Consider the following 16,241-nt stretch of genomic DNA (forward strand, 5'->3'; position numbering starts at 1 on the left):
GGCGCTCGCGTCCCGTGGTCAGACGAGGTGGTGGAACCCGGTCGCCGCCGCCGTCAGGGCGTCCACGCACGCCCTGATCGCGCCCCGGTCGTCGTCCTCGGCGCGGTTGATCGCGTAGATGGTGCGGTTCAGCGCCGGTCTGGTGGTGAGCAGCCGCACGCCGTCGGGCACGGAGTCGCGACCGAGGCGCGGGATCACGGCCGCGCCCACGTTGCCCGCGACCAGGGCCAGCTGGGTCGGGTAGCTGCCGACGGTGCAGGTGATCCGGGCGCTCATGCCCTGCTGCCGCAGCACGTGCACGAGCCAGTCGTGGCAGCCCGAGCCCGCGCTCCAGGCGATCCACGGCAGGTCGTCCACCTCGGCCAGGTCGACGGCCTTGCGGTGCGCCAGGCGGTGGCCCGCCGGCAGTGCCAGGTCCGCCACGTCGGACAGCAGCGTGGTCCGCGACGTCGACGGCGGCACGGTGACGGGGCGGTGCGCCCAGCTCTCCAGAACCGCTACGTCGAGCCTGCCGTCGACCACCAGCGGCATGGTCTCCTCGGCCTCGCCCTCGTGCAGCGTCACCTCCAGGCCGGGGTGCTGCGCGCGCAACGCCGCCAGCACGGGCGGCAGCAGGGCGTGCACGGTGGTGGGGATGGCGCCGATGCGCAGGGGGCCGGTGAGGTCCTCGCGCAGCAGCTCCAGGTCCGACCGCGCCTTGTCGACCTGGGCCAGGATGGTGGCGGCGTGGCCCGCCAGCACGTGCCCGGCGGTGGTGAGGCGGACGGTGCGGCCGTGCGGCTCCAGCAGCCGCTGCCCGGCTTCCCGCTCCAGCTTCGCCAGCTGCTGGGACACCCCGGACGGGGTGACGTGCAGCGCCGTCGCCGCCGCCGCGACCGTCCCGTGGGTCGCCACGGCGTGCAGGGCACGCATCCGCTCCAGACCGAACACGGTAGAGATGCTACCGAATTCCGCTGACGACAATTCGCTTGTCCTTGATGGTCGGTGGTCGCAGGGTGGACGGGTGACCACGACCGAAGCCCGTCCGGCGACCGTGCCGCCCGGGACGCGGGTGAACCCGGCGCTGCTCGCGATGGCGGGCAGCCTCTGCATCGCGCTGTCCTCGGTGTTCATCAAGGTGTCCGGCGCCAGTGGCAGCACCAGCGCGTTCTGGCGGTGCCTGTTCTCGCTTCCGGTGCTGGGCGCGCTGGTGTGGTGGGAACGGCGGCGTGGCACGGCGCGGCGGCGGTTGGTGCTGCCGCTGCTGGCGGGTGTCGGGCTCGGCGTGGACTTCGTGCTGTGGGGTGACGCGATCGCGCTGGTCGGCGCGGGCATCGCGACGGTGCTGCTGTCCGTGCAGGTGGTGATCGTGCCCGCGGTGGCGTACCTGGTGTTCCGGGAACGGCCGTCGAACCGCTTCGTGTGGGCCGCTCCGGTGCTGCTGGGCGGGATCGTGCTCGCGGGCGGCCTGGCGGGCACGCCGGCGTTCGGCCCCGACCCGGCCCTGGGCGCGGTGCTGGCCTTGGGCGCGGGCGTGGGGTTCGCCGCCTACCTGGTGCTGATGCGCCGCAGCACCGGACCCGGCGCCCGCGACCACACGTTGTTCCTCGCCACGGTGTCGGCGGGGGTGGTGGCGGTGGCGATCGGCGTGCCGACGGACCGGCTCGACCTGTCGCCGGGGTGGCCCGTGCTGGGCTGGCTGCTCGCGTTGGCGCTGATCGGCCAGATCGCGGGCTGGTTGCTGATCTCCACGGCGCTGCCCCGCCTGTCGAGTGCGACGGGCGCGACGATGATGCTGCTGCAACCGGTGGGCGCGATCCTGATGGGTGTCGTGCTGCTGCACGAGCGGCCCAGCGCGCCGCAGTTGGCCGGGTGCCTGGTGGTGCTCGGCGCGGTCGCCTTCGTCAGCGTCGGGTCGCGCCGCTGACCGGGGCACGGGGCACGGGGCGTCAGCGTGGCGTGGTGTTCGTGAGGCGGACGAGGAACTCGGCGTTGTCGCGGGTCTTGCGCAGGCCGTCGAGGAGCACGTCGATCGCATCCTCCTTGCCGGCGAGGGCCCGGCGCAGCAGGCGGGTCGCCGTCGCTTCGCGGGGGGTGAGCAGCAGGTCGTCGCGGCGCGTGCCGGACTGGGTGACGTCCACGGCGGGGAACACGCGTCGGGCGGCGGCCTTGCGGTCCAGCCGGAGTTCGGCGTTGCCGGTGCCCTTGTACTCCTCGAAGAGCAGCGCGTCGCCCGCGGAACCGGTGTCGACCAGCGCGGAGGCGATGATCGTCAGCGAGCCGCCGTCCTCGACGGCGCGCGCGGCCCCCAGGAACCGCTTGGGCCCGGCGAGGGCGCCGGCGTCCACACCTCCGGACAGGGTCCGGCCGGACACCGGCGCGGCGAGGTTGTGGGCACGGCCGAGCCTGGTCGCGGAGTCCAGCAGGACCACCACGTCCCGGCCCAGCTCGACCAGGCGTTTCGCGCGTTCGACGGCCAGCTCGGCGAGCGCCGTGTGATCACGCGGCGGGTGGTCGAACGTGGCGGCGACGACCTCGGCCGGCACGGCTCTCGCGAGGTCGGTGACCTCCTCCGGCCGTTCGCCGACCAGGACGAGCATCAGGTGGCACTCCGGGTGGTTCTTGGCGATGCCGTGCGCGATGGCCCGCAGGACGGTGGTCTTGCCGGCCTTGGGCGGCGCGACGACCAACGCGCGCTGCCCCTTGCCGATGGGCATCACCAGGTCGACCACCCGCGTGGTCAGCTCGTGCGCCTCGGTCTCCAGCCGCAGCCGCTCCCGCGGGTGGGCGGGCACCAGGTCGGTGAACACCGGCCGGGACCGGGAGTGGCGCGGGTGCGCGCCGTTGACGGCCTCCACCGTGACCAGCGACGGCGACCTGCCGTCCCGGGCCGGTGGTGCGACGCGGCCGTGCACCTCGTCACCGCGCCGCAGCCCGTGCTCGGCGACGAGGTGCGCCGCGACGGTGGCGTCGTCCGGTCCCGGCAGGTAGCCGTCGGTGCGCAGCACGGCCCGGCGGTCCACGACGTCGAGGACGCCGGAGGTGAGGCGGGTGCGGGAAGGATCGTTGTGGTTCAAGGGTTTTCTCCCTGATCGCGGGAACGGTGGACGACGCGGCGGCGCCGCGTCGGGAACCCGCTGCCAGGTCGGGGAAGGCCGCACGGCCACGTCCGACCGCAGTCCGGGTCTGGAGAGAATCCGCGGGAGGGGCTGAGGCCACCTGCGTCCGCGAGAACTAGATGTCACGCAGCATAGCCGTCGGTCCGGACCACGCGCAAGCGTCGCCCCCTCCGGCCCGGCGACGGTGGGCTGTTCGGCGTAGTCGCTGGTATACGTTGTGCGGCGAGGTCTGGTCGAGGGCGAGGAGTGCCGGCGGTGTCGCGGTTGTTGCTCGTGGAGGACGACGCGGCGTTGGCGGAGGCGCTCGCGCGGGCGTTGCGGGGCCTCGGGCACGAGGTGGCGGTGGCCGGCAGCGGCGAACGGGCGTTGGAGCTGCTGGCCGAGCGGCGCGCGTCCACCGACCTGGTGCTGCTGGACGTGATGCTGCCCGGGGTGGACGGGTTCGAGGTGTGCCGCCGCCTGCGCGCCCGGGACACCGTGCCGGTGATCCTGTTGACCGCGCGTGGCGACGCGGTGGACGTCGTGGTCGGGTTGGAGGGCGGCGCGGACGACTACGTCGTGAAGCCGGTCGAGCCGAGGGTGCTCGACGCCAGGGTGAAGGCGGTCCTGCGCCGCTCCGCGCCCGCGCATCGACCGCCGACGCCGCACGTGCACACCATCGGCGACCTCGAGCTGGACACCGCCGCCATGGTGGTGACCCGCGACGGCGTCGAGCTGGGCCTCACGTCGACCGAGTTGCGCCTGCTGGTCGAGTTCGCCGAGCACCCGGGCCAGGTGCTGAGCAGGCAGGCGCTGCTCAAGCGGGTGTGGGACTACGGTTTCGCCGGCGACTCGCGGCTGGTCGACGCCGCCGTGGCCCGCCTGCGCGCGAAGATCGAGCCCGAACCGGCCAACCCCGTGCTGCTGCGCACCGTCCGGGGGTTCGGCTACCGCCTGGTCAAGCCGTGAGGTGGCGGCCGGGTCTGCGGGCCGCCGTCGTGCTGACCGTCGCGGCCGTCAGCCTCGTCACGACCGCCGCCATGGCGTTGACGACCTACCAGCTCCAGGCCGGCTCCGCCCGGGAGCGGTTCACCGCCTCGGCGCAGGCCGCGTTCGACTCCGACGCCCAGCAGGCGCACCAGTTCCTGGTCCGCAGCACCGCGTTCGAGTCCGCGGTGGGCGGTGTGGCCGAGTACATGGGCGCCCGGCTGGGCCTGACGTGGGCGCTGGTCAACTTCACGCCGACGTCCGGCCCCGTGTCCACCGCCGCGGACGGCAGGTACGTCCCGGTCGCCGGCACGGGCGGGTCGTTCGCCGGGCAGCTGCCCGTGTCCCGGGTGGACGAGGCACGGCGGGGCGGGCGCCCGGTGCGCTACACCGCGGACACCCCGGACGGCCCGCAGCTCGTCATCGTCGGCGAGGTCGAACCGGGCTTGCTGCTCGCCGAGTTCTACCACGCGCGCGGCATCGACCGGGAGCTGTCCGCCCTGCGCGACCGGCTCGCGGTCGTGGCGGCGGTGATCGCGCTGCTCGGCGGCGCGCTGGGCGTCCTGGCGGCACGGGGTGTGCGGCGCCGGGTGCGCACCGCGGCGCTCGCCGCCCGCCGGTTCGGCGACGGCGCGCTGGACACCAGGCTGCCGGTGCGGGGTCGTGACGAGCTGGCCGACCTCGCCGGGTCGTTCAACGCGATGGCGCAGCGGCTCGGCGAGTCCATCGAGCAACTGCGGCTCAAGGACCAGCAGCAGCGGCGGTTCGTCGCCGACGTCGCGCACGACCTGCGCACACCGGTCGCGTCGATGGTCGCGGCCGCCGACGGTCTGCGCAGCCCGGACGCGCAGGACCGCGCCCGGTCCGCCGAACTGCTCGCGAGCCAGGCGCGGCGGCTCGGCGCGCTGGTCGAGGACCTGCTGGAGGTGTCCCGGTTCGACGCGGGCGCCGCCGAGCTGCGACCCGAGGCCGTCGACCTCGAGGCGCTGGTCGAGGACGCCGTCCAGGTGAGCGCGCCGGATGCGGACGTCACCGTCCGGAGCACCGGGGACGTCACCCTGTTCGCCGATCCCCGCCGCCTGCACACGATCGTGCGCAACCTCGTGACCAACGCCGTCCGGCACGGCGAACCACCGGTCGCGGTGACCGTCGACGGCACGGCGCCCGACCTGGTGCGGGTGGCCGTCGCCGACTCCGGACCCGGCCTGCCAGCCGAGCTGGCCCCGGTCGTGTTCGACCGCTTCGTGCGCGGCGACCGCGCCCGCAGCCGCACGGAGGGCAGCGGGCTCGGGCTGGCCATCGCGCGGGAGAACGCCCGCCTGCACGGTGGCCGCCTGGACGTCGACGGCGCGGTGTTCACCCTCACCGTGCCGCGAGGCGGACCGCCGCGCGTCGACTGATCAGCGGGCCGCTTGTCACACAACGCGCACACAACGCGCACCGGCCGGGGACATCGCGCGGGCAGTGTCGGACACGTCCGATCCGGCACTACCAGCGAGGAAGAAACATGGTCTGCCCATGGGCGCGCGCACGTGTGGACGGTGACCGGCGATCGGGTCGGCGGATCTCGGCGGCGGTGGTCTGCGGGTTCGTGCTGGCGCTGTCGGCGTGCTCGCCGGGCGCCCCGGTCGGCCCGGCGGGGCACGCCAAGAGCCGTGCGGTCGAGGACGGCAGCATCCCCGACCACACCAGCATCTCCCCCGACGACTCCGGCCACCCCGCCATCTCCGGGCTGGACCCGGACCTGCTGGCGGCGGTGCGGAGAGCGGCGGCGGACGCGCGGGCGGCCGGTGTCGAGCTGCGGGTGACCTCGGGGTGGCGGAGCAAGGCGTACCAGCAACGCCTCCTCGACGAGGCCGTGGCCGCGCACGGGAGCCTGGAGGAGGCTCGGCGGTTGGTCAGCACGCCGGAGAAGTCCGCGCACGTGACCGGCAAGGCCATCGACATCGGCCCGACCGACGCCGCCGACTGGCTCATCCGCCACGGCTCGGACCACGGCCTGTGCCAGACCTACGCCAACGAGATGTGGCACTTCGAGCTCTCGACCACCCCGGGGGGCGAGTGCCCGGCGCCGCGCGACGACGCGGCCGGCTGAGCGGTCGCCGTCACGAGGTGGCCAGCGCGGCTTCGGCGGTGCACGGCTTCTCCAACGGCCCCAGGTCGCGCCAGTCGAGCGACCACACCCGGACCTCGCCGCCCACACGCCGCCCCATCACGCAGTCGCCGTCTCCGCCGGTGTTCGCGGACAGCGCCACACCGACATCGCCGCCTCGGACGTGCACGAGCACTCGGGGCGGGATGCTCGCGAGGCCGGTCACCGGGTCCACCCGCGGCGCGGGCAGAGCGGCGGCCACGGCGTCGCGCGCCTCGGCTTCGCCGGGTGTCCCGGGCAGCGCACCGAGAGCCGTTTCCAGGGCCGGCGCGAAGTCCGACGGGATGCCCCGCTTCGGCAGCGGCGGTGGCGTGACCGGGGTGGCGTCCTCCGGGCAGGCGACCCGTGACGGCTCGGCCACCGCGCCGTAATAGTCGAAGTCCACCTCGTAGCAGGCGTCGAACGCCGGGGTCTTCTGCCACCCGGAGTCGTACGCGTCGCGGTGGATCCGCCAGACCAGGCGCGCCATCGGGTCCTCGGGCCCCTCGTGGGCCAGGTCCTCGGCCAGCAGCACGCTGAAGCCGGGCGACCCGCCGAGCGGTGTGGCCAACGCGGCCCTGGCGAGACCGGCCGCGTCCGGTTGGCGCGGGTAGCCGATGGCGTCGGCCAGGGTCGTGGACTGCCGATCCGTCTCCGCGTCGCCGGCGGCCGACTCGCCCAGGACGCCGCACGAGGCGAGCAGCAGGCCCGCGCACGCGACCGCCACGACCCGCACCGGGTTGACCATGACCGCCACGTTAGCCGTCCCGGCGTCCGACCGGCGTCGCGACGGCCTCCGCGCGAATTGTCGGTGCCCCTCGATAGCGTGGCCGAAGATCACGTGATGAAGGAGCGAACGCATGTCTGCCACGACGTACCTGGAGCTGTCCGAAGCCGATGGTGGCGCGCACAAGTTCTACGAAGTGCGGGTCGACGACACCGAGGTCACCATCACCTACGGGCGGATCGGGGAACAGGGGCAGGTCAGGAGCGCGACCTTCGCCGACCACACCAAGGCGCTCAAGGCCGCCGAGAAGAAGATCGGCGAGAAGGTGCGCAAGGGCTATGCGCCCGCCGTCAGGGGGATGCGTCAGCGCCGGTCGGTGAGCAGGCGGCAGATCGTCAGCACCCGTTCCACCGCCACCCAGGCGCCGGTGCTGTGGCGCTTCGCCTCCGGGGCGCCGGCGTTCGGCATCTTCATCGGCGAGGACCACGCCTGGGTCGGCAACGAGAAGGGCGACGTCTACACCCTCACCCACGACGGCCGGGTCACCGGGCGCTTCGGCCTGCCCGACGCGGTGAAGTGCATCGTGGCCGACGACTTCTGGATCTACGCGGGGTGCGACGACGGCCAGGTGTACGACCTCGGCGCCAAGGTGCCGCGAGTGGCCTACGAGATCGCCGACGACGTCGACATCTACTGGCTCGACATCCACGACGGCGTGCTCGGCGTGTCCGACCGGCAGGGCGGGGTGACCGTGGTGGACCACGAGGACGAGTTCCAGTGGTCGGTGCCGGCCACCGGCGACAGCGCCTGGATGGTCCGCTGCTCGCCGGAAGGCGTGTTCCACGGCCATTCCCGCGGCGTCACCCACTACACCGGGCGCGGGAACCGGGCGTGGCACGCGGACACCGTCGGCGGGGTGCTGTTCGGCTGGCAGGAGCGCGACGAGGTCTTCGCCGGCACCAGCCGCGGCCGCGTGCACCGGTTCGCCAAGGCCGACGGGCGCCAGACCGGCGAGTACCGCTGCGACGCGGCGGTGTTCTCCTGCGCGACGTCACCCGACGGCGAGTTCGTCTTCGCGGGCGACAACCAGTCCTCGGTGTACTGCTTCGCCGCCGACGGCACCCGGTTGTGGAAGCTCGCCACGGGGTGCGGTTCCGCGTTCTCCATGCAGTACCGCGACGAGCGGCTCTACCTGGTGACCACGGACGGCTCGCTCGCGTGCCTCGACGCCGGGGAGTCCGCCGTGCGCGCGGCCGAGCAGGGCCGGTTGCCGCAGCGCCAGGACATCAAGGCGGGCGCCCTCGACCGCGTCGAGGCGACCGCGGAGGTCGAGGTCGTGTCGGACGTCGAACCGGGCGACGGCGTCGTGGTCGAGTGCGTGCAGGTCGGCGGTCGGGTCCGGGTGCACGTCGTCTCGGAGGGCTACGACCGGACGTGGGGCGTGCAGTTCCCCAAGAACATCCGCGTGCCCGGCGCCCGGTACCTGGTCACCGAAGTGGTCACGTCGGCCGGCGGGTCGTTCTACCGCACGCGCGGCGAGATCAAGCGCCTGCGGTGAGCACCGGCGCCGCGGCTGCGGCCGGACCAGGTCGAACGGCTGGTCGAGTGGGCGCTCACCTCGCGCGAGGACCGCACCACCCGGGCCGACCCGCCGACGGTCCGCACGCCACCCGGGTACCGGTCACCCGATCGGGCCCGCCGCCCCGCGGCGCCACCGGCTTCCGACGCGACGGCGGCCGTTCGTGATCGGCGCGGTGTTCCTGTTGTGCTCCACGGTCTTCCGGCCGCACTGCGCCCCCGGCCTGTTCCCGCTCCGTCGGCCGGGTCGACGGAGCGAGGCCCACCGAGCGGTCATGACCGGAGGCTGAGGGGTCCTCGACGCGGGGCGGCCGTGCTGGCGCGCACGACCAGCTCGGTGGACAGGACCAGCCGGTGCTGCGACAGGGGTCTGCCGTTCGCCAGGTCGATCACCATGCCGGTGGCGGTGGCCGCCATGTCGCTCAACGGCTGCCGGACGGTGGTCAACGTGGGGATCATCCACTGCGCGGGCGGCAGGTCGTCGAAACCGACCACGCTCAGGTCGTCGGGGATGCGCAACCCCGCCTCGTAGACGGCCTGGTACACGCCCAGCGCCTCGCCGTCGTTGCCGGTGACCACAGCGGTCGGCGGGTCCGGCAGGCGCAGCAGCTCCCGGGTGTGCTCCAGGCCGTCGGCGATCTGGAAGTAGCCCTCGCGGACCAGCTCCGGGTCCACCGGCACACCGGCCGCGTCCATGGCCGCCCGGTAGCCGTCGAGCCTGGCCCGGCCGGACAGCATCTGCGGCGCGCCCGTGATCACCGCGATGCGCCGGTGGCCGAGGTCCAGCAGGTGACGGGTCCCCGCCAGGCCGCCGCTCCAGTTGTCCGCGCCCACCGACGGCACGTCGTGCCCGGGCTCACCGGTCGGGTCGACCAGCACCACGGGGATGTCACGGCTGCGCAGCTGCTCGTGCTGCTCGGGCGTGGGACCGGAGAAGACGGCGACGACCCCGGTCGGCCGCCGCGCCAGCACCCCGTCGATCCAGCTCCGGCCGGGGGTGTGCGTGCCGTGCAGCTCGGTCAGCCCGATCGTCAGCCCGTGGTCGGTGACGACCCGTTCGACCCCCTTGATCACCTCGACGGGGTAGGTGCCGGCCAGCTCGTGGAACAGGACCTCGACCAGCGGCGCCTTGCTCACCTTCTTCTGCCGCCGGTACCCCTGCTCGCGGAGCAGGCCCTCCACCAGGGCACGCGTCTCCGCGGCGACCTCGACGTGCCCGTTGACCACCTTGGACACCGTCGCCGCCGACACGCCCGCCAGCTCGGCGATCCGCGCGATGGTGATCCCGGCGCCGCCGGCTGCACCGGGGGCCTGGTCACGCGTCGAAGCCATGCCGCGAGTCTAACGGCCGGTCCGGGACGGCCCGGCCGCGCAGACCGATCAGGAATCGGGCACAGGGGCCGACCTGGCGTCGTCGGCATGGCGAACATCGATCCGTCACCCTGGACGTGGCCGACACCGCAGCCGCCCGCCGCTTCTACGCCGACGCGTTCGGCTTGACCGACCGGCTCCGCCTGCGGGCCTCCGAGGCGCCGACGACCGGTTCCCGCGGCTACGCGCCGGCGCTCGCGGTGTCCCCGGCCGTCCACCGTCGACAGCCTCGTCGCGACCGCTCTCGAAGCCGGCGCCACCACGCTCAAGCCCGCCGCCAGGTCGCTGTGGGGCTACGGAGCCGTCGTGCAGGCGCCGGACGGCGCGATCTGGAAGGTCGCCACCTCGGCCAAGAAGGACACCGGGCCGGCGGACCGGCGGATCGACGAGGTCGTGCTGCTGCCGGGAGTCTCGGACGTCGCCGCGAGCAAGCGGTTCTACACCGGTCGGGGGCTCGCCGTCGGCAAGAGCTTCGGCCGCGTGTACGTCGAGTTCGCCACCACCGCGTCGAGTCCCGTCAAGCCGGCGCTGTACCGGCGTCGCGCGCCGGCCAAGGACGTCGGCGTCACGCCCGACGGCGCCGGCTCACGACGAACGCGTGACCGCGGCGCACGCCCGCCGCGGCGACGACCGGCTCACCCGACCGTCACCCTTGCCATAGTCCGACGATCGGTATATACCGATCACATGAAAGACGGTCCCTTGAGGGAGCCGACGTTCCTGATCCTCACGGCGTTGGCCGCGCGGGCGCAGCACGGCTACGGCATCCTGCTCGACGTCGAGGAGATCTCCGGTGGTCGGGTCAAGCTGCGCGCGGGCACGCTGTACACCGCGCTGGACCGGATGGCCGCGGACGGCTGGGTGGCGGTCGACCGGGAGCAGGTCGTCGACGGCAGGCTCCGCCGCTACTACCGGCTGACCGACGAGGGGGCAGCCAGGCTGGAGGCCGAGGTGCTGAGGTTGCGGTCGCAGACCCGAGCCGCGCAGCGACGCCTGCGGCTCCGACCGGCGGGAGGCACGGCGTGAGCGGGCTGGAACGGCGTTACCGGCGGTTGTTGGGGTGGTACCCGCGCGATCACCGCGCCCGCCACGGCGAGGAGATGCTGGCGGTGCTGATGGCGGGGGCCGGCGATCGGACCCGGCCGAGCCGGCGCGAGCACGCCGACCTGCTGTGGGCCGCCGTGCGGCTGCACCTGCGTCGGGTGGTGGCGGCCGACGGCGGCGTCGACGCCCGGGACGTGCTCGCGGTCGTCAGCCTGCTCGCCCCCGTGTCGCTGCTGGCCGGCGCGACGACCGGCGTGCACGAGGTCGCGTGGTTCGTGAAGGCGGGCAGCCTGGGGGACATGCCCTGGGCCACGCAGTTCCCGGACGCGCCGGTGTGGGGCCTCTGGGCCGTGGTGGCCGCCCTCGTCCTGCTCGGGCGGTCACGGGCCGGTGCGGTGGTCGCGTGGGCGGCCGTGGTCAGCTCCGTGCTGGTCGCGGTGTTCTTCCCGCACCAGCACTGGTGGAGCGGGATGGACGCGGGGTGGATCCTGGTGGGTCTGCTGACCGCGGTCGCGCTGACGTGGTCGCCGGGGCCGGCGCGCGGTCGGGAACTGGCCGGCGGCCGGGCGGTCCCCGTGATGGCCGCGACGGTCGGCGTGACCGTGGTGCTGGGCGTCTTCGGCCACGGCGTGGCGCCGGCCGAGTTGCTCGGGCTCGCGGTGGTCGTCGTCGGCACCCTGGTCGCGTGCGGGCGGCGGTCGCGCGTCGGCCGCCGGGCCGCGTTGATCCTGCTGCTGCCGACGGTGACCGCGGCGCTGGGCTTCGCGCAGTTGCTCCTGTCGTTGCGCATGCCGACCTCCTTGGAGGTGGCCGTGTTCTACGGCCTGCCGGTCGTGGCGCTGCTGGCGCTGGGCGGTCTGCCGCGCCGCGTGCGCAGGCGCCCCGACCGACCGATCACCTGACCGCCCGGGGTGCGGGCGCCCGGCTGCGGCGGGGCGCCCGTCCCCCAGAATTCACTCCGTAGGGTGGTCTTCCGAACCACCCCGACGTGTGACGGCACGTACCCCCGGTGCCGAACGTCCCGTGCACGACGCGTGGCCTCCGACGCCCCGTTCACCCCACCGTCAGGACGATGTCACCGGAACCGGTGACGCGGTGTCCGGTTCGGCGCCCCGGACGGGCCGGTCCAGGGCCGACTGATCGACCTCGGGGCGCTCCCGGAGCGCCCCGACCGCGATTGCCGCCCCCGCGACCGGCGCTTACGCTCGGTGCACAGGACGGCCCCAAGATGCCGCCGGCGACGAGTCGGCCGCCCGAACGGGGCGACACCGGATGGCAGGTCGTGGACCCCCGATGACGGATCGAGGTCCACCGCGGCCCACCGTGACTTCCGCGCAGGAGCGACCATGCCAGAAGCGCCACTCCAGTCCACCGCCTCCCCCCGACCCGGCGACGGCATCCGCGACGACGCCCTGGTGGCCGCCGTGTCGCACGACGCCCTGGCCGTCCCCGGTGCGCCGTGAACGCCGAGCACGTGGCGGTCGCCGTGGTCGGCGCGGGGATCGGGGGCCTCGTCACCGCCTTGGCGTTGCGCCGCACGGGTGTCCGGGTCGTGGTGTTCGAGCAGACCGAAGCCCTCACCGAGGAGGGGGCGGGGCTGGCGCTCGGCGCGAACGGCATCCGGCCGCTGCTGCGGCTGGGCCTGGGCGCGGAGATGCGGCGGGTGGCCTTCCAGCCCTCGCGCGTGGTGTTCCGCCACTGGCGCACCGGCGGGGTGCGGCAGGCGCTGCCCCTCGGCCGTGACTACGAGGACCGGTTCGGCGCGCCGTACTACACCTTCCACCGCGCGGACCTGCGCCGGCTGCTGGCCGAGCGGTACCGCGACGAGGGCGGCGAGCTGCGCACCGGGCACCGCTGCCTCCGCGTCACCCCGTCGGCCGACCGGGTGGTGGTCGAGTTCGACGGCGACCGGCGGGTCGAGGCCGGTGTGGTGGTCGGCGCGGACGGCGTGCACTCCGCGGTGCGGGCCGGCGTCGTCGGCGCCGACCGCGCGGTCTACTCGGGCCGGTCGGGCTACCGCGGCCTGGTCGCGGCCGACTTGGTCGGCGACGCGGTGGACGACGAGCTGGCGTTCCACCTCGGCCCGAACAGGCACCTGGTCGCCTACCCGGTGCACGGTGGCGACACGGTGAACTTCCTCGCCGTGGTGCGGGACCCCCGGTGGACCCGGGAGTCGTGGGTGCGGCGCGGCCGGGTCGCCGACGTGCTGGCCGCGTTCGCCGGGTGGTCGCCCGCCGTCACCCGGATCCTGGGGGCCGCCGACGAGGTGTCGCACTGGGGCCTGTTCGACCGGGAACCCGTCGACCGCTGGAGCCTGGAGCGGGTGACGCTGGTCGGCGACGCCGCTCACCCGATGCTCCCCCACCAGGGCCAGGGCGGTAACCAGGCCGTCGAGGACGCCGTGGTGCTGGCGGCCTGCCTGCGCACGTGGCCGGACCGCCCCGCGCTGGCACTGGACCGCTACGAACGGGCCCGCCGCACCCGGACCCGCATGCTGCAACGCAGCTCACGGCACAACGGCGAGTGCTACCAACTCCCGGACGGACCCGCCGCCGACGCGCGGGACGCCAAGCTGCGCCGGCTGCCGGAGGACATGGCCTGGATCCACGGCTACGACGCGGAAACCGCGCTGGCGACCTCGGAGGGAACCCACCACGGCGAACTGGTCTGAACCCGGCGCCGACCGTCCACCCCGTGCCGGGGCGGCGCGCCCACGCCTTGGTGCTGCCGCAGCAGTGCGACCGGCTCACCGCAGAGCTGGACCAAGTCGCCACCGTGCAGACCGCGGACCTGCGCGCAGACGATCCCGAGGCGACGCGATCGCTGCTTTCGGCGGCGCCGGCGCGACAAGCGACCGAGGCGGTCACCGACACCGGCACGTCACCGACACAACCGGGTTCCCGCGCCGTCCCGGACGGTGCGCGCCGGGAGATCCTCGACGCGGTCCAGGCCGTCCTGCCCGGGTCCGGTGCGTCGACTTCATGCTGACGAGAGCCGCCGCGCTCAGCAGGTGAGCAGCTGAGACGGTGGGTCGTGTGGTCGAGCCGTTTCACGTAGGCGTCCCCGCCGACGGCGGCGCGCTGTGCGCACGCCTCGTCCTGGGTGCCGAAGGTGCCGTAGTACACCGCGTAGATGTCGGCCCCGTCGAGTTGGTGGCGCAGCGAGCCGCACCCGGTCGTCGGCGAGTGCAGGTACCGCGCGCTGGGATGGGCGGACAGGAGCCGCTGGACGTCGGCGCGGTACCGCCCCGGTTGGACGGCCGCCCCGACGAACGTGACGTAGGCGCCGTCACAGGTGGGCACGCTCATCGGCTCGGCCAGACCGAGGTCCGCGCCGGGTGGCGCCACGACGGCCGGCGGCACGCTGACCTGTGGTGGTGAGGTCGTCGTCGGTGCGGCTGTTGTCGTCGACGAGGGCGTCGGGGTCGACGACGTGGTGGTCACGGCGGCGCTCGTCGGGGTTGATCGCTCCGCTGGCGCCCCGTCGGCGCTGGTCGCGGTCCCCGGCGTCGACCGCCCGGCGAGGCTGACCGCCACGCTCACCGCAGCCGTCGCCAGCACGACTGTCACGGCCGCGACCAGCCACAGCGTCCGCCGAGGCCGTGCGACCGCGTGCACCAGCGTCGGCCGGGGCGCGACCGGCGGCAGCGGGGCGGGCAGCGCGTGCCCGGCGAGCGCCGCCCGCGCGGCAGCGGCCAGTTCGCCCGCGCTCGCGAAGCGGTCGGCCGGGTTCTTCGCCATCCCCCGCGCGACGACCGCGTTCAGGGCGGGCGGCAGCCCGGGTCGCAGCGCGTCGGGCGAGGGTGGCGGCTGGTTCAGGTGCGCGCCGATCAGCGACGCGGCGGTGGTGCCGGCGAACGGCTTGCTGCCGGTCAGGCACTCGTGCAGCAGGCACGCCAGCGAGTAGACGTCCACCCGGTAGTCGGTGGGGCCGTCGCCGAACCGCTCCGGCGCCATGTAGTCCAGCGTGCCGATCGCGGCACCGGTCCCGGTCAGCCCCGTCGTCGCGTCCAGCGCCCGTGCGATCCCGAAGTCCACGAGATACGCGAACCCGGCGTCGGCGATGAGGACGTTGGACGGCTTCACGTCCCGGTGCACCAGGTTCTGCGCGTGGGCAGCGCCGAGCGCCTGCGCGACCTGCTCGACGATCCCCACCGCCTCCCCGGGGTCGAGCGGGCCGCCGCCGCGCAACCGCGCGGCCAGGTCCTGCCCGTCGACGAGCCGCATGTCGAGGTACAACCGCCCGTCCAGCTCACCGTAGGCGTGGATCGGGATGATGTGCGGCTCCTGCAACCGCGCCACCGCGTGCGCCTCCCGCCGAAACCGCTCCCGGTACTCCGGGTCCTCCGCGAACCGCGCGGCGAGCAGCTTCAGCGCGACCATCCGGTCGTGCCGGGTGTCGTAGGCACGCACCACCTCGCCCATCCCGCCCCGCGCGATGAGCGACTCCACCCGATAAGGCCCATACTCCCAGACCACCGAACAACCCCTCCGGCCCTCGTACCGCGCCCGACCACCCACACGTCGGGCCACCCCACCCGTTCGTTACAAGGACCAGTGCCGGGAACCCACGAACACCTGGGCTTCGCCGGTGGCTTTCCGGGCGTGGTCCGATAGGGACTGAAGGCAGTCGTCCGTGGCACCACCGAAGAAGTGCCCCGACGAGTTGAGAGCGCGTGCGGTCCGTTGCACCGGGAGTCGACTACACCTCGCCGACCGCGGCGGCTTGGATCGATTTGCGCAGGGCCGGGCCGATCGGTCCGCTGAGTTCCGTGACTTCCTGGATGCGCTGCTTGTTGGCGCGTTTGGCCTTGCGGTCGAGGACGAGATCGAGGTCGGCGGCGGTGACGATGGCCACGAGTGCGGCGTCGGCGGGGTCGATGCTGTCGAAGGGCTCGTGCAGGACGGCGTTGACCCGGCCGACGAGTTCGTCGCGGACGCGGGGATCGCGGATGGTCACCCTCGTGGCGGGGAACAGCCCGAGGATCTTGTGGGGTCGGAGGTGAACCCAGCCGCCGACGTCGAGGTGCCGGCGTACCGCTCGGAAGGTGGCGCCCTGCCTGTGGTTGATCCAGGACTGCCACGCGTGGGGCTTGGCCGCGGCGATCTCCTCGAGGAGCGCGTCGAGGACGGGATCGTCGCAGGGGCGCCGGACGTGGATGGTGGCACGGCCGCGTTCGTCGGTGAGGTGGCCGCCCAGGTAGAGGTCCGCGAGGGTGGCGGCGCGGAGCATGGCGCCCAGGTGGGTCCCTGAGCCGACCTTGCCCTTGTCCGGGTTGTACGCCAGCAGGTAGACGCGCTCGGGGAGGCTGCGGGGCACGCCCATG

14 protein-coding genes and 2 pseudogenes are annotated in these 16,241 nt (G+C 74.1%); 10 read left to right on the forward strand and 6 right to left on the reverse strand.

All coding sequences use genetic code 11. From position 1 onward, the window contains the following. Positions 1-18 precede the first annotated feature (18 nt). On the reverse strand, positions 19-930 hold the full coding sequence (locus IOD16_RS20490; protein ID WP_201435720.1) for a LysR family transcriptional regulator: 912 nt from the start codon (positions 928-930) through the stop codon (positions 19-21). Positions 931-1,003: 73 nt separating this feature from the next. Here IOD16_RS20490 and IOD16_RS20495 point away from each other — a divergent pair, with 73 nt between their 5' ends. After that, entirely contained in the window at positions 1,004-1,906 is a 903-nt protein-coding gene (locus IOD16_RS20495) for a DMT family transporter (protein ID WP_236594243.1), read from the forward strand. A gap of 22 nt (positions 1,907-1,928) precedes the next feature. Here the strand turns inward: IOD16_RS20495 and IOD16_RS20500 are convergent, their stop codons facing one another. Beyond that, positions 1,929-3,056 (reverse strand): transcription termination factor Rho, short form, encoded by a 1,128-nt coding sequence (locus IOD16_RS20500; protein WP_328809348.1) that lies wholly within the window; start codon positions 3,054-3,056, stop codon positions 1,929-1,931. A gap of 297 nt (positions 3,057-3,353) precedes the next feature. Here IOD16_RS20500 and IOD16_RS20505 point away from each other — a divergent pair, with 297 nt between their 5' ends. From IOD16_RS20505 to IOD16_RS20515, 3 genes are all read left to right on the forward strand, one after another. Continuing rightward, positions 3,354-4,046, forward strand: coding sequence for a response regulator transcription factor (locus IOD16_RS20505; RefSeq protein ID WP_201435723.1), 693 nt, complete (start codon positions 3,354-3,356; stop codon positions 4,044-4,046). Further along, complete coding sequence (locus IOD16_RS20510; protein ID WP_236594244.1) at positions 4,043-5,464, forward strand: sensor histidine kinase; 1,422 nt, start codon at positions 4,043-4,045, stop codon at positions 5,462-5,464. Before IOD16_RS20505 ends, IOD16_RS20510 begins: the two co-directional genes overlap by 4 nt. A 107-nt stretch (positions 5,465-5,571) precedes the next feature. Further along, the gene (locus tag IOD16_RS20515) at positions 5,572-6,159 is read left to right on the forward strand and encodes a M15 family metallopeptidase (protein WP_201435724.1); all 588 of its coding nucleotides are present in this window, start codon (positions 5,572-5,574) and stop codon (positions 6,157-6,159) included. Between the two features lie 10 nt (positions 6,160-6,169). Here the strand turns inward: IOD16_RS20515 and IOD16_RS20520 are convergent, their stop codons facing one another. Next, positions 6,170-6,943, reverse strand: coding sequence for a hypothetical protein (locus IOD16_RS20520; protein ID WP_201435725.1), 774 nt, complete (start codon positions 6,941-6,943; stop codon positions 6,170-6,172). Positions 6,944-7,055: 112 nt separating this feature from the next. Between IOD16_RS20520 and IOD16_RS20525 the strand changes: the two genes are divergently transcribed. Beyond that, positions 7,056-8,480, forward strand: coding sequence for a WGR domain-containing protein (locus IOD16_RS20525; RefSeq protein ID WP_201435726.1), 1,425 nt, complete (start codon positions 7,056-7,058; stop codon positions 8,478-8,480). A gap of 293 nt (positions 8,481-8,773) precedes the next feature. Here IOD16_RS20525 and IOD16_RS20530 read toward each other — a convergent pair whose 3' ends face one another. Continuing rightward, positions 8,774-9,832, reverse strand: a complete 1,059-nt coding sequence (locus IOD16_RS20530) for a LacI family DNA-binding transcriptional regulator (RefSeq protein ID WP_123747438.1) — start codon at positions 9,830-9,832, stop codon at positions 8,774-8,776. 47 nt (positions 9,833-9,879) lie between these two features. On the opposite strand from IOD16_RS20530, the pseudogene IOD16_RS40450 reads away from it, so the two are divergent. The 5 genes and pseudogenes from IOD16_RS40450 to IOD16_RS20550 form a co-directional block, all read left to right on the forward strand. Next, positions 9,880-10,483: pseudogene (locus tag IOD16_RS40450) on the forward strand (VOC family protein); the annotation flags it as partial. 75 nt (positions 10,484-10,558) lie between these two features. Further along, complete coding sequence (locus IOD16_RS20535) at positions 10,559-10,897, forward strand: PadR family transcriptional regulator (protein WP_201441473.1); 339 nt, start codon at positions 10,559-10,561, stop codon at positions 10,895-10,897. Beyond that, a complete protein-coding gene (locus IOD16_RS20540) occupies positions 10,894-11,817 on the forward strand; it encodes a hypothetical protein (RefSeq protein ID WP_201435727.1) in 924 nt (307 codons plus the stop codon). Before IOD16_RS20535 ends, IOD16_RS20540 begins: the two co-directional genes overlap by 4 nt. Before the next feature lie 557 nt (positions 11,818-12,374). After that, positions 12,375-13,586: an FAD-dependent monooxygenase gene (locus IOD16_RS20545; RefSeq protein ID WP_201435728.1), complete on the forward strand. Its 1,212-nt coding sequence runs from the start codon at positions 12,375-12,377 to the stop codon at positions 13,584-13,586. A 23-nt stretch (positions 13,587-13,609) separates the two neighbouring features. After that, the gene (locus IOD16_RS20550; RefSeq protein ID WP_201435729.1) at positions 13,610-13,903 is read left to right on the forward strand and encodes a hypothetical protein; all 294 of its coding nucleotides are present in this window, start codon (positions 13,610-13,612) and stop codon (positions 13,901-13,903) included. A 788-nt stretch (positions 13,904-14,691) separates the two neighbouring features. Here the strand turns inward: IOD16_RS20550 and IOD16_RS40455 are convergent. Further along, a pseudogene (locus IOD16_RS40455) lies at positions 14,692-15,339 on the reverse strand (serine/threonine-protein kinase); the annotation flags it as partial. A 277-nt stretch (positions 15,340-15,616) separates the two neighbouring features. Then, complete coding sequence (locus IOD16_RS20560; protein ID WP_201435730.1) at positions 15,617-16,240, reverse strand: GOLPH3/VPS74 family protein; 624 nt, start codon at positions 16,238-16,240, stop codon at positions 15,617-15,619. Position 16,241: the final 1 nt, after the last annotated feature.

Origin of the sequence: Saccharothrix sp. 6-C (assembly GCF_016695385.1) — a bacterium.
Lineage (GTDB): Bacteria > Actinomycetota > Actinomycetes > Mycobacteriales > Pseudonocardiaceae > Actinosynnema > Actinosynnema texasense.

Bases quoted from the DNA above. Each gene is read 5' to 3' on its own strand.
- IOD16_RS20515 (WP_201435724.1), top strand. From the start codon at position 5,572: ATGGTCTGCCCATGGGCGCGCGCACGTGTGGACGGTGACCGGCGATCG.
- IOD16_RS20520 (WP_201435725.1), bottom strand. From the start codon at position 6,943: ATGGTCAACCCGGTGCGGGTCGTGGCGGTCGCGTGCGCGGGCCTGCTG.
- IOD16_RS20525 (WP_201435726.1), top strand. From the start codon at position 7,056: ATGTCTGCCACGACGTACCTGGAGCTGTCCGAAGCCGATGGTGGCGCG.
- IOD16_RS20530 (WP_123747438.1), bottom strand. From the start codon at position 9,832: ATGGCTTCGACGCGTGACCAGGCCCCCGGTGCAGCCGGCGGCGCCGGG.
- IOD16_RS20535 (WP_201441473.1), top strand. From the start codon at position 10,559: ATGAAAGACGGTCCCTTGAGGGAGCCGACGTTCCTGATCCTCACGGCG.
- IOD16_RS20560 (WP_201435730.1), bottom strand. From the start codon at position 16,240: ATGGGCGTGCCCCGCAGCCTCCCCGAGCGCGTCTACCTGCTGGCGTAC.